This is a genomic window from Streptomyces sp. JLBG701 (genome assembly GCF_058544905.1).
In genome coordinates this window covers 9,188,972-9,210,401 of sequence record NZ_CM178588.1, presented here as the reverse complement: position 1 = coordinate 9,210,401, position 21,430 = coordinate 9,188,972, and the positions used below count along the sequence as shown (strand labels likewise).

At 71.6% G+C, this 21,430-nt stretch carries 20 protein-coding genes; 4 read left to right on the top strand and 16 right to left on the bottom strand.

What is annotated here, in order from left to right; all coding sequences use genetic code 11:
* Positions 1 to 119: 119 nt before the first annotated feature.
* From AC5DRG_RS42240 to AC5DRG_RS42220, 5 genes are all read right to left on the bottom strand, one after another.
* Positions 120 to 2,042, bottom strand: a complete 1,923-nt coding sequence (locus AC5DRG_RS42240; protein ID WP_491813301.1) for an SWIM zinc finger family protein — start codon at positions 2,040 to 2,042, stop codon at positions 120 to 122.
* A 5-nt stretch (positions 2,043 to 2,047) separates the two neighbouring features.
* Positions 2,048 to 4,888 (bottom strand): SCO1167/SCO6262 family helicase, encoded by a 2,841-nt coding sequence (locus AC5DRG_RS42235; RefSeq protein WP_491805151.1) that lies wholly within the window; start codon positions 4,886 to 4,888, stop codon positions 2,048 to 2,050.
* Positions 4,889 to 4,994: 106 nt separating this feature from the next.
* Positions 4,995 to 5,576 carry a sugar kinase gene (locus tag AC5DRG_RS42230; protein WP_491805150.1) on the bottom strand — a complete coding sequence of 194 codons (582 nt, stop codon included), beginning with the start codon at positions 5,574 to 5,576 and terminating at the stop codon, positions 4,995 to 4,997.
* Positions 5,573 to 6,757: an ROK family glucokinase gene (locus tag AC5DRG_RS42225; protein ID WP_491805149.1), complete on the bottom strand. Its 1,185-nt coding sequence runs from the start codon at positions 6,755 to 6,757 to the stop codon at positions 5,573 to 5,575. The genes AC5DRG_RS42230 and AC5DRG_RS42225 overlap by 4 nt, the downstream gene beginning before the upstream one ends.
* A gap of 157 nt (positions 6,758 to 6,914) precedes the next feature.
* Positions 6,915 to 7,652, bottom strand: a complete 738-nt coding sequence (locus AC5DRG_RS42220) for a GntR family transcriptional regulator (protein ID WP_491805148.1) — start codon at positions 7,650 to 7,652, stop codon at positions 6,915 to 6,917.
* Between the two features lie 130 nt (positions 7,653 to 7,782).
* On the opposite strand from AC5DRG_RS42220, the gene AC5DRG_RS42215 reads away from it, so the two are divergent.
* Complete coding sequence (locus AC5DRG_RS42215) at positions 7,783 to 8,802, top strand: Gfo/Idh/MocA family protein (RefSeq protein WP_491805147.1); 1,020 nt, start codon at positions 7,783 to 7,785, stop codon at positions 8,800 to 8,802.
* Positions 8,803 to 8,806: 4 nt separating this feature from the next.
* Here AC5DRG_RS42215 and AC5DRG_RS42210 read toward each other — a convergent pair whose 3' ends face one another.
* From AC5DRG_RS42210 to AC5DRG_RS42200, 3 genes are read right to left on the bottom strand one after another with little or no spacing between them, the layout of a single operon-like run.
* Positions 8,807 to 10,015 (bottom strand): cytochrome P450 family protein, encoded by a 1,209-nt coding sequence (locus AC5DRG_RS42210; RefSeq protein ID WP_491805146.1) that lies wholly within the window; start codon positions 10,013 to 10,015, stop codon positions 8,807 to 8,809.
* Positions 10,016 to 10,067: 52 nt separating this feature from the next.
* Positions 10,068 to 10,748, bottom strand: coding sequence for a response regulator transcription factor (locus tag AC5DRG_RS42205; protein WP_491805145.1), 681 nt, complete (start codon positions 10,746 to 10,748; stop codon positions 10,068 to 10,070).
* A 47-nt stretch (positions 10,749 to 10,795) separates the two neighbouring features.
* A complete protein-coding gene (locus AC5DRG_RS42200) occupies positions 10,796 to 12,061 on the bottom strand; it encodes a sensor histidine kinase (RefSeq protein WP_491805144.1) in 1,266 nt (421 codons plus the stop codon).
* 170 nt (positions 12,062 to 12,231) lie between these two features.
* On the opposite strand from AC5DRG_RS42200, the gene AC5DRG_RS42195 reads away from it, so the two are divergent.
* The gene (locus AC5DRG_RS42195) at positions 12,232 to 12,432 is read left to right on the top strand and encodes a hypothetical protein (RefSeq protein ID WP_491805143.1); all 201 of its coding nucleotides are present in this window, start codon (positions 12,232 to 12,234) and stop codon (positions 12,430 to 12,432) included.
* 78 nt (positions 12,433 to 12,510) lie between these two features.
* On the opposite strand, the gene AC5DRG_RS42190 is transcribed toward AC5DRG_RS42195, so the two are convergent.
* From AC5DRG_RS42190 to allB, 7 genes are all read right to left on the bottom strand, one after another.
* Complete coding sequence (locus tag AC5DRG_RS42190) at positions 12,511 to 12,900, bottom strand: guanyl-specific ribonuclease (protein WP_491805142.1); 390 nt, start codon at positions 12,898 to 12,900, stop codon at positions 12,511 to 12,513.
* Positions 12,901 to 13,098: 198 nt separating this feature from the next.
* Positions 13,099 to 13,725 carry a dihydrofolate reductase family protein gene (locus AC5DRG_RS42185; RefSeq protein WP_491805141.1) on the bottom strand — a complete coding sequence of 209 codons (627 nt, stop codon included), beginning with the start codon at positions 13,723 to 13,725 and terminating at the stop codon, positions 13,099 to 13,101.
* Between the two features lie 89 nt (positions 13,726 to 13,814).
* Positions 13,815 to 14,639, bottom strand: a complete 825-nt coding sequence (locus AC5DRG_RS42180) for an AIM24 family protein (protein ID WP_491805140.1) — start codon at positions 14,637 to 14,639, stop codon at positions 13,815 to 13,817.
* A 57-nt stretch (positions 14,640 to 14,696) separates the two neighbouring features.
* Entirely contained in the window at positions 14,697 to 15,491 is a 795-nt protein-coding gene (locus AC5DRG_RS42175) for a hypothetical protein (RefSeq protein ID WP_491805139.1), read from the bottom strand.
* A gap of 14 nt (positions 15,492 to 15,505) precedes the next feature.
* Positions 15,506 to 16,531, bottom strand: a complete 1,026-nt coding sequence (locus AC5DRG_RS42170) for a DUF6236 family protein (protein ID WP_491805138.1) — start codon at positions 16,529 to 16,531, stop codon at positions 15,506 to 15,508.
* 82 nt (positions 16,532 to 16,613) lie between these two features.
* Complete coding sequence (gene alc / locus AC5DRG_RS42165; protein ID WP_491805137.1) at positions 16,614 to 17,729, bottom strand: allantoicase; 1,116 nt, start codon at positions 17,727 to 17,729, stop codon at positions 16,614 to 16,616.
* 71 nt (positions 17,730 to 17,800) lie between these two features.
* Positions 17,801 to 19,138 carry an allantoinase AllB gene (gene allB, locus AC5DRG_RS42160; protein ID WP_491805136.1) on the bottom strand — a complete coding sequence of 446 codons (1,338 nt, stop codon included), beginning with the start codon at positions 19,136 to 19,138 and terminating at the stop codon, positions 17,801 to 17,803.
* 269 nt (positions 19,139 to 19,407) lie between these two features.
* On the opposite strand from allB, the gene AC5DRG_RS42155 reads away from it, so the two are divergent.
* Positions 19,408 to 20,208: an IclR family transcriptional regulator gene (locus AC5DRG_RS42155; protein WP_491805135.1), complete on the top strand. Its 801-nt coding sequence runs from the start codon at positions 19,408 to 19,410 to the stop codon at positions 20,206 to 20,208.
* 13 nt (positions 20,209 to 20,221) lie between these two features.
* Here the strand turns inward: AC5DRG_RS42155 and AC5DRG_RS42150 are convergent, their stop codons facing one another.
* Positions 20,222 to 20,536: a DUF5955 family protein gene (locus AC5DRG_RS42150; RefSeq protein ID WP_491805134.1), complete on the bottom strand. Its 315-nt coding sequence runs from the start codon at positions 20,534 to 20,536 to the stop codon at positions 20,222 to 20,224.
* 212 nt (positions 20,537 to 20,748) lie between these two features.
* Here AC5DRG_RS42150 and AC5DRG_RS42145 point away from each other — a divergent pair, with 212 nt between their 5' ends.
* Entirely contained in the window at positions 20,749 to 21,357 is a 609-nt protein-coding gene (locus AC5DRG_RS42145; protein ID WP_491805133.1) for a nucleotidyltransferase family protein, read from the top strand.
* The last annotated feature ends 73 nt before the right edge of the window (positions 21,358 to 21,430 follow it).

Sequence of the window (21,430 nt, the reverse complement as noted above, 5' to 3'; positions counted from 1 at the left end):
CTCATCATCAGAACTTAGTGCCTGTGGACGTGTTCACCTCAGGGGCGCCATTGAACGCCACCTGAACCGTTCTTTACCCCTTGTCCCAAGCCATGATCCATGACGGATGTTTCAGGCTGTCACCGGTCGTCGGCGCCGCCCAGTCCCGTCAGGGCACCGACCGGGTCGAGGTCGGGGGTGCCGCGGGGCCACCAGTCGTCGTGGCCCGGCTCGGACTCGTAGGCGTACCACAAGCCGTCGCGGCCGAGGCGGAGTTGGACGTGGCCGTGGGGGTGGGTGAGGTGGTTGTGCCAGGGGCGGAAGGCCGGGAGGTCGGCGGCGAGGAGGAGCGGGCGGGCCCGGTCGAAGCGGCCCGCGGGCGGGTCCCACGGCTCTTCGAGGACGGCGAGCCCTTCGAACCCGCCCTGCCGCCAGGCGGCGACCGCGCGCGCCAGGTCGGACGGGGTACGGCCGGTGGCGTCGGCGAGGGACGCGTAGAGCGAGCGGGTGGCGGCGGTGAGCCCGGAACCGGGGCGGGCCGCGGCGAGGCGCACCGCGTCCTGCCACAGCGTGAGTTCGGCGACCGGGTCGCGGCCGGTGTGCAGCAGCGCGTGGGCGCGGACGGCGGCGTCGGTGGCCAGCTGGTCCAGCGCGAAGGGGTCCGGGCCGCCGGGTGCCGCCGGGTACACCGGGGGCTGCTCCGGGTGCGGAGGCGCGGGCAAGGGGAGCGGGAGCGGCGGGAGTTGGCGCGGCCCGAGGGCCTCGGTGGCCCGTACGCCGGGCAGCGGGGCCGGTTCCTGTTCCTGGGCGGCGCGGGCCGCGCGGGCGGCGTTGCGGCGGGACAGGGCGTCGAGCAGCGTGCGTTCGCCTCGGCCGCGCAGCAGGAGCAGTACGAAGGGGTCGGCGTCGAGGAGGCGTGCGGTCTGGTAGCAGAGGGCGGCGGCGTGCTTGCAGGGGTGGCCGGAGTCGGGGCAGCTGCACCGGGGTTCGAGGTCTCCAGCGCCGGGGAGGAGAGCGACTCCGCAGTCGGCGAGCGAGTGGGGCATCTCCTTGTCGAGCAGCGCGGCGATGTCCCCGGGCCGCTCGGCGGCGGCGTCCAGGAACCGCTCCCAGTCGGCGTCGTCGAGCGTGCGCAGCCGCACCTGTACGCGATACGGCCGCGGGCGACTCCCCTGCACATAGGCGAGGACCAGCCCGGGCGTCACGGTGATGGCGTCCACATGCCCCTGCTGCGCGTAACTCCGGCCACGCGCCAGCCGCTTGGCGTCCAGCGCACCCTCCTCCAGCGCGCTCACCCAGGCGTTCCCCCACCAGGTCTCGGCGAAGCCGTCACCGCGCGAGGTGCGGGGCGGGAAGGCGGGGAAGGTGCGGCGCAGGTCGCCGTCGCGGCCGGGGGCGGCCATGGAGGGGGGCGTCTGTGGGGGTGAGGGCACGGGTGGAGAAGCGCTTGCGGAGGCGGGTGGGGCGAGGGGCGGAAGGGGCCTGGAACTCACCGTGCCGGAGGCTTCTTGGGTATCCGAACTCCCGTGCCCCGCAGCCTCGTTGTCGTCAGTCGTGTCGTCGGCCGTGTCGCTGGTCGTGTCGCTGGGCGAAGCTGCCTCGGGGGGCAGCTTGAAGGCGTCGCCGATCAACCCCCGTACATCACGCGCCCGGAGCACCCCGCTGCGTCCACGGGCCCTCTCGACTCCCGCAGCCGCGGCATCCTCCCTGGCCTGCCGCGCCTCACCACGAGCGGCGCGCAACGCCTCACGCGCGACATCAGCGGGACGGGCGGCTCGCGGTCCCCCCTGACCGCCCCGCATGGACGCATTTTCAGGGCTCGGTTCACCGCTGTGCTCGGCCCTGGCCGCCCGCCGCAGTGCCGCACGCGCGGCATCACCCGGCCGGGTCTCGGGGCCCGCGGACTCCTCCGCCACGGAGTCGTGGGCCGACGCCTCCCCGGTCACCGGCTGCCGCTCCCGTGCGGCGCGCAGTGCCCGGCGTGCCGCGTCGGCCGGTCGCGGTTCCCCGGAGTCGCTCGACGTGTCCGGTGTGGGGGCGTCCTCGCCGATCTCCTTCGTCACGTCGGTCACTGCTCCCTCCGCAGTGACACCAGGTCGGCCAGGTCGCGGTCCGTCAGCTCGGTGAGGGCCGACTCGCCGGAGCCGAGGATGGCGTCGGCCAGGGCTCGCTTGGCCTCCAGCATCTCCGCGATGCGGTCCTCGACCGTGCCCTCGGTGATGAGGCGGTGGACCTGGACGGGCTGGGTCTGGCCGATGCGGTAGGCCCGGTCGGTGGCCTGTTCCTCGACGGCGGGGTTCCACCAGCGGTCGAAGTGGACGACATGGCCCGCGCGGGTGAGGTTGAGGCCCGTGCCGGCCGCCTTCAGGGACAGCACCAGGACCGGAGTCGCCCCGCTCTGGAAGCGGTCCACCATGCGCTCCCGCTCCGGTACCGGCGTACCTCCGTGGAGGAGGTCCACGGGGACCGCGCGGGAGGCCAGATGGGAGGTGATCAGGCGGGCCATGCCGACGTACTGCGTGAAGACGATGGCCGACCCGTCCTCGGCGAGCAGGGTGTCCAACAGCTCGTCCAGCAGGGCCAGTTTCCCCGAGCGGGCCACCTGCCGGTCTCCCCCTCCCGGCCCGGTCTCCTCCTTCAGGTACAGCGCGGGGTGGTCGCAGATCTGCTTGAGCGAGGTCAGCAGCTTCAGGACCAGGCCGCGGCGCGCAATGCCCTCCGCGGTCTCGATGGCGAGCATCGACTCGCGCACCACCGCTTCGTAGAGCGAGGCCTGTTCGCGGGTGAGGGGGACCGGGTGGTCCGTCTCCGTCTTGGGCGGCAGCTCGGGGACGATCCCGGGGTCGGACTTCTTGCGGCGGAGCAGGAAGGGGCGGACCAGTCCGGCCAGCCGGGCCACCGCCTCCTCGTCCTCGCCGTTCTCCACCGCGCGCGCGTGCCGGGCGCGGAAGGACTTCAGGGGGCCCAACAGGCCCGGGGTCGTCCAGTCCAGCAGCGCCCACAGCTCGGAGAGGTTGTTCTCGACCGGGGTGCCGGTCAGGGCCACGCGCGCGGGCGAGGGAATGGTGCGCAGTGCCTTCGCGGTCGCCGAGTACGGGTTCTTGACGTGCTGTGCCTCGTCGGCGACGACCATGCCCCACTGCTGTTCGGCCAGCCGGGGCGCCACCGACCGCATGGTGCCGTACGTCGTCAGGACGAAGCCGCCGTCCAGATCGTCCAGGGTACGGTCCGGGCCGTGGAAGCGGCGGACCGGGACGCCGGGGGCGAACCGCGTGATCTCGCGCTGCCAGTTGCCCAGGAGCGAGGCCGGGCAGACCACCAGGGTCGGCGCACTGCGGGCCCGGCGCAGGTGCAGTGCGATGAGGGTGATCGTCTTGCCGAGGCCCATGTCGTCGGCGAGACAGCCGCCGAGGCCGAGGGAGGTCATGAGGTCGAGCCAGGCCAGGCCCCGGAGTTGGTAGTCGCGGAGTGTCGCCCGCAGGCCGGCGGGCGGCTCGGCGGGCTGGATTCCGGCCGTCAGCCGGTCGCGCAGGGCGGCCAAGGCGCCGACGGGCACCGCCTCCACGGTCTCGCCGTCGACCTCCGCGCTGCCGGTGAGCGCGACGGACAGCGCGTCGACCGGGTCGAGCAGGCCCAGTTCGCGTTTGCGGGCCTTTCGGACGAGCGCCGGGTCGACGAGCACCCACTGGTCCCGCAGGCGTACGACGGGACGGTGGGCCTCGGCGAGCATGTCCATCTCGGCCTCGGTGAGCGGGTCGCCGCCGAGCGCCAACTGCCAGCGGAACTGGAGCAGTTCCTCGCTCTCGAAGAAACCGGTCCCGTCGGTCGCCGAGCCCGGCGCGGAGCGCACGATCGCGGCCGCGGTGAGGTCCTGCGCCAGGTCCCGGGGCCAGTGCACGGCAACCCCGGCCGCCGCGAGCCGGGTGGCCGCCACGCCGAGCAGCTCGCCCAACTCGTCCTCGGACAGGGCCAGTACGTCGGGCACGTCCTGTTCGGTGAGCCGGTCAAGGGGTGGCCAGACCCGGGCAGCCCGGCGCACGGCCAGGGCCGCGTCCACGCGTGCGCGTGGCCCGAACACCGCGTCCGCCTCGCCCGCCCACAGGGCCGCCAGGTCGGCGACGAGGGTGGGGTCGGCGAGGCTGTGCACCTGGACGATCGCCGCGCCCGCGGTGCGGACCCGCCCTGCGCCGTCGAACAGGTCGTACGCCGACAGGTCAAGCCGCAGCGAGATCCGCACGCCCGCGTCCATGCCGGCGGCGACCTCCGCGGCCCAGTCGTGGGCGTCGGGCAGGCGCTGGGGCCGGCGGTCGGCGAAGGGCCTCCCGGAGGCGAAGGGGGCGGCCGGGGTGCGCGGCAGGGTGTCCGCGACCGCGTCCAGGAAGGAGCGCATCAGCGCTTCCGGTTCGGGCAGCCGCAGCGGGCCCGGGCCGGGCAGCGGGACCGCGTGTCCCTCGTAGGGCAGCGCCGCGGCCACCGCCCTCAGGTGCGCGATGTCGGCCGGGTCCAGGGGGCCCGCGCGCCAGGCGTCGTGGCCTGTGGCGGTCAGGCCGGGCAGCAGCCGGCCCCGTGCGGTGAGCCGCAGCGCGTGCAGTGCGGCCGCGCCCCAGCAGGCGGTGGCGGGGTGGGCGGCGGGGTCGCGCCGGGCGCGCACGAGCAGCGGCAGCGCCTCGGCGAGCGGCAGGGACAGCGCGGGGGCGGGCCGGCGGCGGACTCCGGCGCCGTGCCGTCGTACGACGGTCAGTTCCGTGCGCTCGATGCCCTCGTGGTCCTCGTCGGGCAGCGGGTCGTCTTCGGGGTCCCAGAAGGCGACCCGGCCCTCGCGCGGGAGCGGGGCGGGCAGGAAGACGGCCGCGAGCCACACGGGGACGGACTCCCCTGTGCGCTCGGCCACCGTAGCCGCGTTTCCCATACGTCCTGTCACCTCCCGCCGCTCAGAGTCGTTCAGCTGTCTTCGACTCTACGGGCGGGGTCTGACAACCGGTCCCGGCGACCGGCCGGCACCGGGACGGGGCGGCTCAAGGAATCGTGCGCGAGACGACGTAGACCATGGGGTAGGCGGGATCCGCCGTGTTCACGACGATGTCCTGCGTGGGCGCAGGGTCCTTCTGCGTGTGGACGACGCCCGCCCACGGGCCGGGGCCCGTGAAGTTCCAGCCGGTGACCTTCTGGTCGCGCTCGCCGATGGTGATGTCGTCCGTCTTCAGCGCGCTCCGCTTGACGCCGACGCTGTCCAGGAAGACGTCCAGGCCCGCGTCGGTCGTGCGGAACTGGACGTAGAGACGGCTGGTCTTCCAGTTGTTCGTCTCGTAGTACGCGACCCGGTCGGCCGGGTGCGGAACCGGCACCTCGTAGAGGCGGCGCTGGACCTTCGACGGGTAGCCCGCGGTGAGGCCGGTCGCCGAGTACTTCTCCTCCTTGTCCTTGCCGCTGTTGCGGCTCTGGTTGGCGGAGATCACGAGATAGCCGGCCGGAACACCGATGAGCAGCCCGATGATGAGCAGGGTGAGCGCCCGGCGACGGTTGCGGTGGCGGCGGTCCTCGGGCGGCTTGGGCGACTCGTCCGGGGACATGGCCTGGCGTGGCAGCGAAGCCGTCATGGGGTGTCCTGGGGGGTGCGGCGGGCCTCCGCGTACCGCTCGTAGCGCTCGTACCGCTCCACCCGGCGCCGCTTGGCGCGCCGGAAGCGGCGGGCGACCAGCCGGGCGAGGTCGGCGGCGCCGACCATGCCGGCCTCGGGGCCGAGCTGGGCGCGGGCGATACGGGCCTCGGGGCGGTAGCCGCGGCCGGTCAGCTGACGACGGAACGCGTCCCGCGCGGGGCCGATCAGCAGGTCGTCGGCGGCCGAGACACCGCCGCCGATCACGAAGCAGGAGGGGTCGAGCGCGGCCGCCAGGTTGGCGATGCCGACGCCGAGCCACTGGCCGATGTCCTGGAGCAGCTCGATGCACATGGCGTCGCCCTCGCGGGCCAGCTCGGTGATCATCGGGCCGGTGATGTCCTCGATGCTGCCCTTGACGTGCTCGATGATCCCGTACGCCACCGGGGAGTCGGCCGCCGCGAGTTCGCGCGCCTCTCTGACCAGCGCGTTGCCGGAGCTGTACTGCTCCCAGCAGCCGCGGTTGCCGCACGGGCAGCGGTGGCCGCCGGGCACCACCTGCATGTGCCCGAACTCGCCCGCGACGCCGAACTTGCCGCGCTTGACCTGGCCGTCCTCCAGGATCGCGCCGCCGATGCCGGTCCCGAGGGTGATCATGACGAGGTGGTCCTCGCCGCGGCCGGCACCGAAGCGCCACTCCGCCCAGGCGGCGGCGTTGGCGTCGTTGTCGACCAGGACGGGCACGGCGAGCCGGCCGGCGAGGCGGTCGCGCAGGGGCTCGTTGCGCCAGGAGAGGTGGGGCGCGAACAGGATGCGGTTGCGCTCGGCGTCGACCCAGCCGGCCGCGCCGATGCCTACGGCGTGGACGTCGTGGCGGTCGGAGAGGTCCAGGACCAGTTCGACGATCGTGTCCTCGACGACCCTGGGGCTCTTGGACTTGTCCGGCGTCTCCGCGCGGACCTTCTCCAGGATGTTGCCGTCGGCGTCTACGACGCCCGCCATCACCTTGGTGCCGCCGATGTCGATGCCGACGGTGGGCACGCGGGGGGCGGTCAGGTGAGAGCGGCGCTCCCGGGTGCCGACCGTACGGAGTACGGGGGCGCGGCGGGAGCCTATGGGGGCGCCGGCCGTCCGGGCGTTGCTCAGTGCCCTGGGGAGTGCGAGGTCGCGGTAGGTGCTCATCGGGCTTGATTCTGCCTCACCGTCACGCTGTGTGCCGTGCGGGGGAACAACAAGGGGTCCTGAGGTCCTCGGCTCGCTGGTCTGTGGCCTTGCCCTGACATTCGGTCGCTTTGTCCGGACATTGCGACGATCTCGGGCCCGAGGGCGCGCCGGGGAATCAGGGCCGTACGAGGAGCTGGAACTCGAAGGAGTAGCGGGTGGGGCGGTAGGTGTGGCTACCGAACTCGACCGCGCGGCCCGTGTCGTCGAAGGTCGTGCGCTGCATGGTGAGCAGCGGCGCGCCAACCGACTCGCCGAGCCGCTCCGCCTCGGCGGCAGTCGCGCCGCGGGCGCCGATGGACTGGCGGGCGCTGTGCAGGGTGATCCCCGCGGCCCGCATCAGCCGGTACAGGCCGGTGGCCTCCAGCTGTGCGGTGTCCAGTTCGAGCAGGTCCGGTGGGAGGTAGTTGCCGAGGTACGCCATCGGCTCGCCGTGCGCCAGCCGCAGCCGCTCGACCCGGTGCACTTCGCTCCCCTCGGGCACCGCGAGGGCGGCGGCGACCTCGGCGGACGCCGGGACGAGGGTGTTGACCAGGACCTTTGTCGCGGGGCGCTGCCCGGCCGACTCAAGGTCGTCGAAGAGGCTGCTCAGCTCCAGCGGGCGCTTGACCTGGCTGTGCACGACCTGGGTGCCGACCCCACGGCGGCGCACGAGCAGGCCCTTGTCGACGAGCGACTGGATGGCCTGGCGGACGGTGGGCCGGGACAGACCGAGCCGCGCGGCGAGCTCGATCTCGTTGCCGAGCAGACTGCCGGGAGTGAGCGCGCCGTGCTCTATCGCGGCCTCCAGCTGCTGGGACAGCTGGAAGTACAACGGCACCGGGCTGCTCCGGTCCACGCTGAGCTCAAGTGGCACTCTCGGGTCCCCATCTGGTTTCGGCACGGCCCCGAGCGTAGCTCCGTGGATGGTTGACGGGAAGTTGTCTAGTTCGATTGTCCGGACATGCGCATTGACAGCGTGCACAGTTCGACCCCAATTTGTTCACATGCGCATCGGAGTCATCGGTACGGGCCGCATCGGCAGAATCCATGCGGCCACCCTCAGCCGCCATCGTGAGGTCGGCTCCCTGATTCTCACGGACGCGGACCCCTCAAGGGCCCAGGAACTGGCAAACCGGCTGGGCGAGACGGCCGCACCGAGTATGGAGGAGATATTCAAGTGGGGGGTGGATGCCGTGGTGATCGCCACGTCCACCTGGGCCCACGCCGAACTGATCGGTCGGGCGGCACGCTCCGGCCTCCCGGTCTTCTGCGAGAAGCCGGTCGCACTGGACCTGCCGGGCACGCTGCACGCGATCGCCGAGGTCGAGACAGCCGGAACGATCCTCCAGATGGGATTCCAGCGCCGCTTCGACACGGGCTACGGCGGTGCCCGTGAGGCGGTGAGCTCGGGGAAACTCGGGCGGTTGCACACCGTACGGGCGCTGACCTCCGACCAGTCGCCGCCGGTGCCGGAGTGGCTGCCGCACAGCGGCGGGATCTATCGGGACACCCTGATCCACGACTTCGACATCCTGCGCTGGGTGACCGGGCACGAGATCGTCGACGTGTACGCCGCCGGGTCCGACGCCGGGCCCGCGATGTTCCGTGAGGCGGGTGACGTCGACACGGCCGCGGTCGTCCTCACCCTCGACGACGGCACGCTGGCCACGGCGACGGCCACGCGGATGAACGGCGCCGGCTACGACGTCCGTATGGAGCTTGCCGGGGAGCTGGACCAGGTCGTCGTCGGCCTGGACGACCGCACGCCCATCGCTTCCACGGAGCCGACCGGGCCGCCGGCCGCGGACAAGCCGTGGACCGGGTTCCTGGAGCGGTTCGAGCCCGCGTACGAGGCCGAACTGTCTGCCTTCGTCGACGTGGTGCGCGGCGAGCTGGCCAACCCGTGCGACGGACGCGAGGCCCTGCAGGCGCTGCGGATCGCGGAGGCCTGTGAGGTGTCCCGACGGGACCGCAGGGCGGTGTATCTCGCGGAGCTGCCGGGCGGGACGACTACGTCCTTATGAGCCGCTACGTCCTTATGAGCGACCCTTCCGACCAGCGCACCGGCAGGCTGCGGACGCCCCGCATCAGCATGCCCGGCAGCCAGTCGCCGGGCGGGCCGTCGGGGGCCAGGTCCGGGGCACGCTCAAGCAGCGAACGTATCGCCGTGCGTGCTTCGAGGCGGGCCAGCGGGGCGCCCAGGCAGTAGTGGATGCCGTGGCCGAAGGCGAGGTGGCCGCGGGTGTCGCGACGGATGTCGAAGCGGTCCGGGGCGGGGTAGCGGACCCCGTCCCGGTCCGACGCGGTGAGGCCGATCATCACCGCGTCGCCCTCCTCCACGCGGGTGCCGGCGATCTCCAGGGGCTGCGCCGCGTACCTGAACGTCGCGTTCTCCACCGGGCCCTCGTAGCGCAGGGTCTCCTCGACCGCGCTGTCGATGAGGCTCATGTCGGCGCGCAGGGCGGCGAGTTGGTCGGGGTGGGTGAGCAGGGCGTGGACGCCGCTGGTGATGAGGTTGACCGACGTCTCGTGGCCGGCGATCAGCAGGATGAAAGCCATGCCGCGCAGTTCCTGCGGGGACAGGCGGTCTCCGTCCTCGGCGGTGGTGCGGATCAGGTCACTCAGCAGGTCGTCGCTCGGGCCGGCGCACCGCTTGTCCTCGATCAGCTCGGCGAGATACTCGGCAAGTCGCACGTACGCGTCGTACACACTGTCCGGGCTGGTGGGTGCGACGACTTCCGTCGACAGCTTGCGGAACTCCGCGCGATCCATCTCGGGCACACCGAGGAGTTCGCAGATCACGGTGATCGGCAGCGGGTAGGACAGCGACTCCACCAGGTCGGCCCGACCCAGCGGCAGCATCGCGTCGAGCAGGTCGTCGGTGATCTGCTGGATCCTCGGCCGTAGTGCCTCCACCCGCCGCAGGGTGAAGGCGCGCGAGACCAGCCCCCGCAGGCGGGTGTGCTCGGGCGGGTCGGCGCTCAGCAGGTGCCTGCCGATCAGGTCGTCGTCGAGGAACCTCTCCCCGATCTTGCTGCCGTCCTTGGACAGGCGCGAGTCGGCGAGCGCCGCGCGCGCCTCCTCGTGGCCGACGACGAGCCAGGTCCAGTAGTCGGCGCGGGAACCGGGCGGCCGCACGCGGTGCACCGGGCCGTGCTCACGCAGGCGCGCGTACACGGGATGCGGATCCGTGCGGAACGCGTCGCCGTACTCCCCCAGGTCGATCACTTCTGTCATCGTCGTCCCCTCCCCGCGTCCCCCTCGCACTGACAACGCCCGGCACCCACCCCTAGTGCCCGTCCTCCCCCGTTTCCTCCAGCAGCCCCGCGTCGTACGCCAACAGCGCGATCTGCACCCGGTTGTTGAGGTCGAGTTTGGCGAGGACGCGGGAGACGTGGGTCTTGACGGTGGCGACGCTCATGAAGAGGGTGGCGGCGATCTCGGCGTTGGCGAGTCCCCGGCCGACGCCGACGGCGACCTCGGTCTCACGGTCGTTGAGGGCGGCGATCCGGACACGCGCGCGTGCGCGCCGGGTGTCGGCGCCGGAACCGGCCGCGTGTGCCATCAACTGCCGAGTGACGGTGGGCGACAGGACCGGGTCGCCGGCCGCGACGCGGCGTACCGCCGCGAGGATCTCCGCGGGCGGGGTGTCCTTGAGGACGAATCCGGCGGCGCCCGCGCGGAGGGCTCTGAGCACCTGTTCGTCGGCGTGGAAGGTGGTGAGGACGACGACCTGCGGGGCTTCATTGCGGCCGCGCAGCCGCTCCGTGGCCGTCAGGCCGTCCACCGCCGGCATGCGGATGTCCATGAGGACGACGTCGGGGTGGGTGCGGTCGACGAGCTCCTCGACCTCGCTGCCGTCGGCGGCCTCGCCCACGATCTCGATGTCGTCGGCGCCACCCATCATGAGCGTCAGTCCGGCCCGTACGAGCGGATCGTCGTCGACGAGGAGCAGTCTGATCGCAGTCATGGGCCTACGAAATCACGGGAGATGGGGCATGGGGCACGGGCTTTTCATCACCAGGGCAGCCCGGCCTGCACCCTGAACCCTCCGCCCTCCAGCGGCCCGTGCTGCAGCTCTCCCCCGGCCAGCGTGGCCCGTTCCGTCAGGCCGATCAGGCCCTGTCCCGAGCCGGGGACGGGAGGGACGTCACCCACAGGTGCGGGGTTCTCCACACACACCTGCAGACCGTTGCCCCGGGCGCCATAAACGGTCACCGTGACCTCCGCCCCGGGGGCGTGTTTGCGGGCGTTCGTCAGGCCCTCCTGGGCGATCCGGTAGGCGGTGCGGCCGACGGAGGCCGGGACGCCGGAGGGGTCGGTGACGCGGTTGTCGAGGATGACCTTCATGCCCGCGTCCCGGGACTCGGCGACCAGGGTGTCCAGCGCGGCGAGCGTCGGCTGGGGGCGGCCCGCGTCCTCGGGCTCGCCCGCCCGCAGGACGCCGATGATCTCCCGTAGATCCTGGAGGGCCTCGTGCGCGCTCTCCCGGATGACGCCCGCCGCGCGCTGGACCTCCTCCTGGGGTGCGTCCGGGCGGAACTCCAGCGCACCCGCGTGCACGCTCAGCAGGGTCAGACGGTGGGCCAGTACGTCGTGCATCTCCCGGGCGATGGCCTCGCGGGCGAGCCGCTGCGCCTGTTCGGCCCGCAGCTGTGCCTCCGTCTCGGCCCGCCGGGCCCGGTCCCGCAGGCTGAGCATGAGCTGCCGCTTGGACCGGGCGAGCATGCCCCAACCCAGGACCGTGAGGGTGAACAGCGCGGTGATGGCGACCGCGGCCGGGTACGGCAGGTCGGGGTCGGGGCGCAGCCAGTAGAAGAGCGGGATGCCCGCGAGGGAGATGCCGCCCACCCAGGCCACGTACTTGAAGGGCCGGTGCACGGCGAGGGTGAAGAAGGCGACCATGCCGGCGCCGGCCGACGTGGTCGAGACGAAGCCGACGGGGAGCATGGCGATGGCGAGTTCGACCGGCCAGCGGCGGCGGAGCCAGACCGCGGCGCAGGCCAGGGCGCCGACGCACTGGTCGACGACGACGAGCGTGTGCGGGGTGTCCGGGTCGCCGGTCAGGCTGTCCGCGGCGAGCAGCCCGATGAGGACGGCCAGGAAGAAGCAGAAGAAGTCGACGACCCAGTCACGCGCGGTCCGCCGGGGTCGTCCGGAGCGGCCGGGGCGTCCGGCCTCGGGGTCGAGTTCGTGGGCCACGGCGGACGGCAGCAGCCACCTCCGCGCGGGAAACGCCGAGATGGGCCGGGGCACCGACTTGTCACCAGTCACAGTCGACAAATCTACGCAGCGCGGGCTCCCGAAACCCCCTCGCGCACATGATCGAAGACCAAAGTCGCACAGCCGCAGACTTTCGGCTCGGCGGCCCGGACGGATCAGGAACTTCCGTCGGAAAGGCCTCGCCCCGCGGCCGATGAAAGTGGGGGGTCCGCGGGGCGAGGGTCTATCCCATGAGGCACTTGTTGGAGCTACTCGGATTCCTAGCCTTGCTGCAGGGCGTGCTGGGCCTGCTGCACGAGTTCACCGACTGGCACGTGGGGTTCGTACAGAAGGTCGGCTTCCTCGACGGCTACGAGGTCTACGCGAGCGTCGTGCTGATCGTGCTGGCGTTCGCGCTGTTCGCCGCCGCGGAGAGCCGGAAGCCCGGGTGAGCGCGGGAAGGCCGGGCTTCCGGCCGGTCGCACCGTTCCCTCGGTTCCCTCACCGGTCCGGCGTCATCGACGGGCGACTCAGCAGTCGTAGTCGATCAGGTCGAACGAGGCGTAGTGGTCGGCGGTGTAGTAGTCCTCGTCAGTCGCCTGACCAGTGACGATACGGCGAGCTCCGCGCGTAGACGAACCAGGCGTGATCACCGTGTACTCGTGGTAGTAACCGGTCGAGTGCGAGGGCAGGATGCCCTCCCGGTTCTGGAACACGGACCCGTCCTGCGAGTACGGGAAGGGTCCACCGGCGTCGATCAGCTCCAGCGTGTCGTACGCCTGCGACGGCAGGTCGCTGTAGCAGATGCTGCCGACCGCTGCGGCCGCGGGGGTGGCCGTCGCGACGGTGCCGCCTACCAGGAGGGCCGACAGGACGGCGGCTGCGGCGCCGATGCGAGTGATTCGTGGGGGGAATCTCATGCCCTTATGATGACGCGCGTAGACAGTGGCATGTCAATGACAACTCCGGAGATTTTCCCGTCAAGTCCGATGAGTTTTCGTGGAGTTAACCTGCCGCTCCGCGCCCCCACGCCGTCCCCACCAGGACCAATACGAACGCCGCGGGCAGCATCAGCAGGTCGCCGAGTGAGGGACGGGTGAGGCGTGGCCTGTTTTCGCCTAGGCGTTCTCGGGGAGCTCGTACGACCCGTATTCCGGCCGTCCGGCCAGGTCGTACGTCTGGATGGAGACGCCCGTCGAGGTGATGAGACCGCCGGTGCGCTTGAAGGCGGTCGGCAGGCCGCCCTCGGTGAAGAGGCGGCGGCCGGCGCCCAGCACGACCGGGAAGGTCAACAGGTGGATCGTGTCGACGAGGTCCAGGGCGAGCAGGGACTGTACGAGGGCGCCGCTGCCGTGGATCTGGAGCTCGCCGTCGGTGCGCTCCTTGATGGCGGTGACCTCCTTGGCGAGGTCGCCGCTGATCACGGTGGTGCCGGCCCACTGGGGGTCGGTGAGGGTCGACGAGGCGACGTACTTCGGCAGGGCGTTGAGCTTCGAGGCGACGGGATCGGCGGGGTCGGTCACCTTCGGCCAGAACGAGGCGAAGATGTCGTACGTACGGCGGCCGAGCAGGAACGCGCTGACGTTGCCGAAGACCTCGGTGACGAACCGGCCGAAGTCCTCGTCGTTGTACGGGACGGTCCAGCCGCCCTGCTCGAAGCCGCCCCTGGTGTCCTCCTGGGGACCGCCGGGTGCCTGGTAGACGCCGTCGAGGCTGACGAAGATCTGGGAGACGAGCTTGCCCATGACGGGTGCCTTCTTTCTCGGGTGGGGTCTGTTTTCATCAGCTCAGACCCCACCGGCACCCGCAACTCATCGGTCGTCCGTACGCTCCCTCATCCGACGTTCGTCGAGAACAGGCCGCCCGTCGGGCCCTGCTTGTCGCCGCCCTGAGCCTTCTTCAGGGCGTTCGCGAGGCTCTCGATGGTGAGGGACTGGAGGATGACGCGGCCGTTGCCCTCCAGGGTGGCCAGGGAAAGGCCCTCGCCGCCGAAGACGGCGTTCATCAGGCCCTGGCGGTTGAGGCCGCCGACGCGCTTGACGCCGTACCGGATGCCCTCCTCGAAGGCGACGACACAGCCCGTGTCGACCTCGATGGCGCCGCCGAAGTCGGCCGGGTTGAGGTCGATGAAGTTGCCGGCCCCGGCGATGATCACCGTGCCGTGGCCGGTGAACTTCTCCAGGATGAAGCCCTCACCGCCCTTCATGCCGGTCTTGCCGCCCTGGAAGGCGATGCCGAAGTCGACGGTGGACTCGGCGGCGACGAAGGCGTCCTTCTCGGCGAACCACGCGCGCGTGCCGTCGAGCTCCAGGGCGCGCATCTCGCCCGGGAGGACTCCGGCGAAGCCGACGGTGCCCTCGCCGCCGGTCGAGGTGAAGTACTGGAACGCCAGCGACTCGCCCGCGAGGGCGCGCTGGCCGACCTGCATGGCGGTGCCCATGGCCTGCCGCAGCACGCCGCCCATGCCCCCGGCTCCGCCCCCGCCGCCGCCCTGCGGCTGGCCGCCGCTGTTCGACGGCCCGGAGAGGCGGGTCTCCATGCTGACGTTCGTGGTCTTGAAGAGGAACTTGCCCGCCTCGCAGTACACGGTCTGACCGGGGCGCAGGCTGACGACCGCCATCTGCATGGCGTTGCCGACGATTTCTTGCTGAAGAGTCACGACAGGAGAACGCGGGAGGTGGAGGAAAGAGTTCCGGGGAGCTGGGCGGGCGTGAATTCACGGCGCGGCGGTGTCCCGCTCGGCCTGGAGGTGCCCCTGTTCCGCGTCGTCGGCCGCCGTGGCCGTCCGGTGCGCGTCGGTGAATCTACGGACGACGTCGAGCAGCTCGTCACGCGCGGCGAGCCCTTCCGCGCCGGGGCGGGCCAGTGCCTCGCGCAGGGCGCTCTGCAAGGTGTCGCGGACGTGGGGCCAGGGGCCGGTCACCGGGCGGCTCTGTTCCAGGCGGCGATGGAGGTCTTCAAGGGCGCTCACCGAGCCTTCGTCGAGTTCGGTGGCCCTCTCCAGTGAGTTGCCGAGAGCGAGCGACAGCGAGCCCGCCACGTCGGCGGGCAGCAGCACGGTGACGGTGTCGGCCTTGTCCAGCCGCTCTCTCAGTGAGGTGACCGCTTCCTCGTACCAGGGGGTGAGGTCCGCCAGGCCGTCGAGGGCTCGCCGGATCTCCGCCATCCGCGTCGGTGGCAGCGAGACGGCGACGGTGGCGACCCCCTCACCACGGGGCACGCGCGCGTAGGGCTCGTGCCGCCTGCCGTGGTCCCAGGCCACCACATCGAACTCCACCCCGTCTGCCGGGTCCTCACGGGAAGCCGACCCCCTGCGCGCGTAGCCGTCCAGGCGCAGACTTCGGTCGACTTCGGCCCAGGTGGGTCCGAGTCCGTCCAAGTCCGGGGACCACGTGCTGCCGCTGAGAATCACCCGGACCTCGGATGTCCAGCCGTCCTCCATGTGGATCCGGACGGTCCAGGGGCCATCGGCCAGCCGTGCCCTGCCGAACTGTCGCATCGTCAGTGTCATGGCGCCTCCCGTCCTCAGATCAGTCCGCTGTTCACCCGGTGCAGATAGCTGAAGTCGTGTGTCTCGCGGGCCCGGACAAGCGGCCGGATCTCACGTGTGGCCACGTTCAGGGCGTAGCCGCCGATCGTGCCGAGCAGCCAGCCGAGGTCGGGCAGCAGCAGTGCTCCGCCCGCCGCGGCGGCGAGCGCGACCGACACCGTGACCGAGCGGTGCACCCAGGCCATACGGCTGCTGCGGCTCGCGGCGTGGTAGTCCTCCAGCGCCCCGGACAGCTCAAGCCGCAGCTGGGCGAAGACATCCGCGGGATGCTCGTAGTCCCGGCGCAGATCGCCGAGCATGCGGTGCAGGGCGCGCATCAGGCGCAGCCGTTCGTCGGTGTACCTGTCGCGGAAGGCGAGGACGTCGGCGGTCGGTGTGCCGGGCGCGGGCACCGGCAGCAGCCGGCCCAGCTCCATCTCCCAGGCCAGAGTGCCGGTCGGGGCCGCGGGCCGCAGACCGTTGCGGTACGCCGCCTCGCTGTCCGTGTACGGGAAGAACGCGACGTCGGGGTGTACGGCGAGCTCACGGGCCAGCACTCCGACGACGAGTGTCTGGACCTCCATGGAGACGGCGAGCGATCTCAGCCCCCATTGCCCCTCCCTGTGGCGCTCCGCGAGCCCGAGTTCCAGCAGCAGCGTCTCCAGCGGGTAGCTGAGCTTGGAGGTGTAGATGACGGCCTCGGGAGGCGAGGCGGGCCGGGGCGGGTTCGGGCGCGCCGCGATGCGCCGGAGCTCCTCGACGAGGACGGACGTGGCCTGTCCCCTGAGCCAGGACGAGCCCGGGTCGCCGTACAGGTCCAGCGTGTCCAGGCTCTCCTCGTTGAAGGCGAGCGGCCGGTAGAGCTGCCGCTCCTCCAGCCGCTTCAACTCCTCGCCCACCACGGCCTCGTAGACCTGCTGGTCGCGTGGCACGACGGAGGCGACACCGTCCCAGTAGAGCAGTGCCTGATGGACGATCTCCGTGGGCGGGTTCACCCTCGGGTAGTACAGCAACACGCCCATCTGCTCCCCCGGCCCCTCGTGTTCAGCCGGGTCAACGATAGCGAGGCGCACCGGTGTTGGCGGGCCGGTGCGCCTCGGGGGTTCAGCCGCCCAGCTCCTGGTGGCGCGCCGCCAGGCGGGTCGTGCCGTCCTCGGTCAGGGAGCCGTGCAGCCGCAGCCGCGAGATGCCGCCGTCGGGATAGATGTCCACGCGCGCGTGCGTGCCGACGGCCGGGGTGGGGAGGACGAAGCGGTGGTTGGTGTCGGGCTGGAGGCGGGTGCGGGGCAGGATTTCCCGCCAGTCGCCGTCCTCTCCGTCCTTCACGGAGACGGTTGCCCAGCCGGCGCTGTTGCCCTTCAGATACGCCGTGTCGATCTCGATCGCGCGGATCTGGGACTGGGCGACCAGCTGGTAGCGGATCCAGTCGTTGCCCTGGTCCCGGCGGCGGCGGGTCTCCCAGCCGTCGTCCATCTTGCGGGAGCGGCCGGGCTGGATGGTGTTGGTGGCGGGTGAGTAGAAGAGGTTCGAGGCGTCCTCGACCTGGCCGCCGTTCTCCAGGGCGACGACGTCGAAGGTGCCCAGCACCGCCAGCCACTTCGGGTCCGGGACGACCTCGCCGTACACGCGCAGGCGGGCGATGCCGCCGTCAGGGTGCTGGTTGACGCGCAGGTGCGTGAAGCGCTGCTCGACCGCTACGGAGAAACCATTCTCCGCGTGGCCGCCCACCGGAGTGCGCGGGACCAGCGTCGTCCACTTCACGTCGTCCGCGAGGAGTTCCTCCGGGGACGGGGAGCCGGACACCGACGCGCCCTCGACCGACACCGCCTGCGGGTAGTTGCCGCGGAAGTGGGCCGTGTCGATCACGATGCCGCGGATGACGCCGGGGGCGCCGAGGCGTACCAGGGCCCAGTCGTGGTCCTCGGCGGTCGGCCAGGGGTGCTCGGCACAGGCGCCGCGGCGTCGGCGGGTCTCCCAGCCGTCCATGATCTTGCCCTTGTGCCCGAAGTGCTCGGGGTCGAACTCGGCGGGCCCGGGCAACAGCAGGTTCTCGCGCTGGGCGAAGAACTCGTCGTTGGCGGCGACGACCGAGGCGCCGAGCTGGCGGTCGGCGAGGTTGGCGTACTGGGTGAAGGGGAAGTCGGCGGTGCGGTGGTCGGCGTACGGGTCACCGCCTCCGTAGGGGTTCGCGTCGCCGGTGAAGCTCGGTATCGCCGTCACGGTGATCAGGTCTGCCTTTCGGGAGTCGGCCGCTGCGGGTGCGGGGTGGATCGGGTCCTCCTGGGCTGGAATCAGGGGGTGCGGGTGAGCAGTTGGCCCTTGGGCTCGGTGAACTCGCCGTCCGCCACGATGCGTTCGCCGCGCAGCCAGGTCGACTTCACGACGCCGCTGAGGGTCTTGCCCGCGTACGCCGTCACGCGGTTGCGGTGCTGGAGGGCGGCCGGGTCCACGGTGAAGGTCTCGTCGGGGGCGAGGACGGCGAAGTCGGCGTCGCGGCCCGCCTCGATGGCACCCTTCCGGTCAAGGCCGACGAGTTGTGCGGTGCGGGTGGACATCCAGCGGACGACGTCCTCCAGGCCGTAGCCGCGCGCCCGCGCCTCCGTCCACACCGCCGCCAGGCTGAGCTGGAGGCCGGAGATGCCGCCCCACGCCGTCGCGAAGTCGTCGGTCTTCAGGTCGGCCGTCGACGGTGAGTGGTCGGTGACGACGCAGTCGATCGTGCCGTCGGCGAGCGCCTGCCACAGCAGGTCCTGGTTGGCGGCCTCGCGGATGGGCGGGCAGCACTTGAACTCGCTGGCCCCGTCCGGGACTTCCTCGGCGGTGAGGGTCAGGTAGTGCGGGCAGGTCTCGACGGTGAGCCGCACCCCCTCCGCCTTGGCGGCCGCGATCAGCGGCAGCGCGTCGCTCGACGAGAGATGCAGGACGTGCACGCGCGCGTTGAGGCGCTTGGCCTGGGCGATGAGACCCGCGATCGCCGTGTCCTCGGCGTCGCGCGGGCGGCTGGCGAGGAAGTGGGCGTACCGGGGGCCGCCCTGCTGCGGGGCGGCGTCGAGGTGGTGCGGGTCCTCCGCGTGCACGATGAGCAGGCCGCCGAAGCCGGCGATCTCGGCCAGGGACTGGGCGAGTTGGTCCTGGTCGAGGTGCGGGAACTCGTCCACGCCGGACGGGGAGAGGAACGCCTTGAAGCCGAAGACACCGGAGTCGTGCAGCGGGCGCAGGTCCTTGACGTTGTCGGGCAGCGCGCCGCCCCAGAAACCGACGTCGATGTGCGCCTTGGCGGCGGCCACGTCCTTCTTCGTACGGAGGTTGTCGACCGTGGTGGTCGGCGGGAGGGAGTTGAGAGGCATGTCGACGAGGGTGGTGATGCCGCCTGCCGCCGCCGCGCGCGTGGCGGTCCAGAAGCCCTCCCACTCGGTGCGGCCGGGGTCGTTGACGTGCACATGGGTGTCGACCAGGCCGGGCAGCAGGACGTCGTCGCCGAAGTCCTCCAGACGGGCGCCGGCCGGTATGTCGGCATCGTGCGCGAGTACGGCCGTGATCTTGCCGGCGGAGACCGTGACCGAGGCGGCACGCGTCCCTTCCGGGGTGATGACGCGCGTGGAGCGCAACACCAGTTCGACGTCGGACACCCGGACCCCTCTCTGTCGCCGTTTACTTCCGAGAAACGGGATTTACATCCACGTAACGGAATTCAACGTTCTGTTGAAGGAGTCTTCACCGCCACTCCCGTACCGTCAAGGGCACACTCCTCCACAGTGCACCCGATGCGAACACTCTGGACGTTTCCACAAAGCGGAATTAGACTTCCGCCAGGCAGAACGTAGCTACGCACCGCCGGGGAGTCAACCGACTGCCCGGTAGGCTTCTGCCCTTCCTGCCAGCCCGAAAGGACCGCGCCGTGCCGACGTCCAGCGCCAGCACCACCGACTCCGCCAAGTCCACCAGTGGTGGCGTGCAGTCCCTTGAGCGCGCCTTCGATCTGCTGGAGCGGATGGCCGACGCGGGCGGCGAGGTGGGTCTGAGCGAGCTCTCCGCGAGCAGTGGGCTGCCGCTGCCCACCATCCACCGTCTCATGCGCACCCTCGTGGCCTGCGGATACGTACGCCAGCAGCCCAACCGCCGCTATGCGCTCGGCCCGCGCCTGATCCGCCTCGGCGAGTCCGCGTCCCGACTGCTCGGCACCTGGGCGCGTCCCTACCTCGCCCGCCTGGTCGAGGAGACCGGCGAGACGGCGAACATGGCCCTGCTCGACGGCGACGAGATCGTTTACGTCGCCCAGGTGCCGTCCAAGCACTCGATGCGCATGTTCACCGAGGTCGGCCGGCGCGTCCTGCCGCACTCCACGGGCGTCGGCAAGGCCCTGCTCGCGGCCACGCCTGACGCGGAGGTGCGGGCCCTGCTCGCCCGCACCGGCATGCCCGCCGCGACGGAGAAGACGATCACCACACCGGACGGCTTCCTCACGGCGTTGGAGGACGTGCGGCGCCTCGGGTACGCGGTCGACGACAACGAGCAGGAGATCGGGGTCCGCTGCCTCGCGGTCTCGGTCCCCGACTCCCCCACGGCCGCCGCGATCTCGATCTCGGGCCCCGCGGGCCGGGTCACGGAGGCGGCGACGGAGAAGATCGTGCCGGTGCTCCAGCAGGTGGCGGCGGAACTGTCGGTGGCACTGGCGACCTCGGGCGGCCCGGCCGCCTGAGACGCGTCCCCACTCAGCGGCGCGGCGGCTCGCCGAACAGATCCACCGCCTGACGCACGTCCGACAGCCCCCGCGCGAGCGCGCTCACCGACCCGATCGCGCCGGCGATCAGCAGCAACGAGCGCCGCAGGCGCGGGATTTCGGGGATGCCGCTGATAGCCATCGCGGCGAGCGCGGCCAGTTCGTCCTCGGCGATGCCCCGGTCGGGGAACTCGGCCGGGTGCGCGGCGAGTTCGCGGCGCAGCCGGGACACCGCGGTCCGCAGTTCCGCCACCCTCGGGTCCTCGTCGCTGCCGGTCACTGGCCTCTGCCCCAAGCTCCGCAACACAGCTCTCCCCCTCGCACGTCGTTGTGCGCAACTACCGCGATTACCGCTACCGCAACTACCGCGTTCTCCCGCCCAGCACCCCCGTGGCGTTGGTCGGACGCCTGGGGACGCGGGCAAGTAAACGCCAACCGGTGCGGGGTGCGCCACCGCGCGGACCGAAATTCAGCCCACGGAAACCGCGCGGGCCGGGCGGTGTCAGGTATGCAGGGGGTATGACGCACAACGAAGGGCAGGTCGTCGGGCTGATCCTCGCCGCGGGCGGTGGCCGGCGCCTTGGCGGGCGCCCCAAGGCGCTGCTCATCCACCGGGGACGGCCGCTCGTGGAGTACGCGGCCGGGGTCCTGCGCGCGGCCGGCTGCACGCGCGTGCACGTCGTCCTGGGGGCCGCCGCCGATGTCGTACGAGAGCGGGCGGAGTTGGCGGAGTTGCCTGGGTGTGTGCTCGTGGACAATCCGCGGTGGGCGGAGGGGATGGGGTCCTCGCTGCGTGCGGGGCTCGACTCGCTCGCCGGTACGGGAGCGGCGGCGGCGCTCGTCTCCCTCGTCGACCAGCCCGGCATCGGTCCGGAGGCGGTCACTCGGGTGCTCGCCGCGTTCAAGGACGAGGAGTCGCTCGTATCGGCGGCGTACGACGGTGTGCGGGGGCACCCGGTGCTCTTCGGGGCCGCCCACTGGGCCGGTATCGCGGCCACCGCGACCGGTGATCAGGGCGCGCGCGCCTATCTCAAGGCCCATCGGGAGGCGATCACGCTGGTCGAGTGCGGGGACGTGGCCGAGGCGTACGACATCGACACGGAAGGCGACCTGGGCCACCTTGAGTGAGCATGGTGGCACTGAGCGCCGTCATGCCTCGATCCGGAGAATCTCGACGTCAACAAAACATTGAACTTCCACC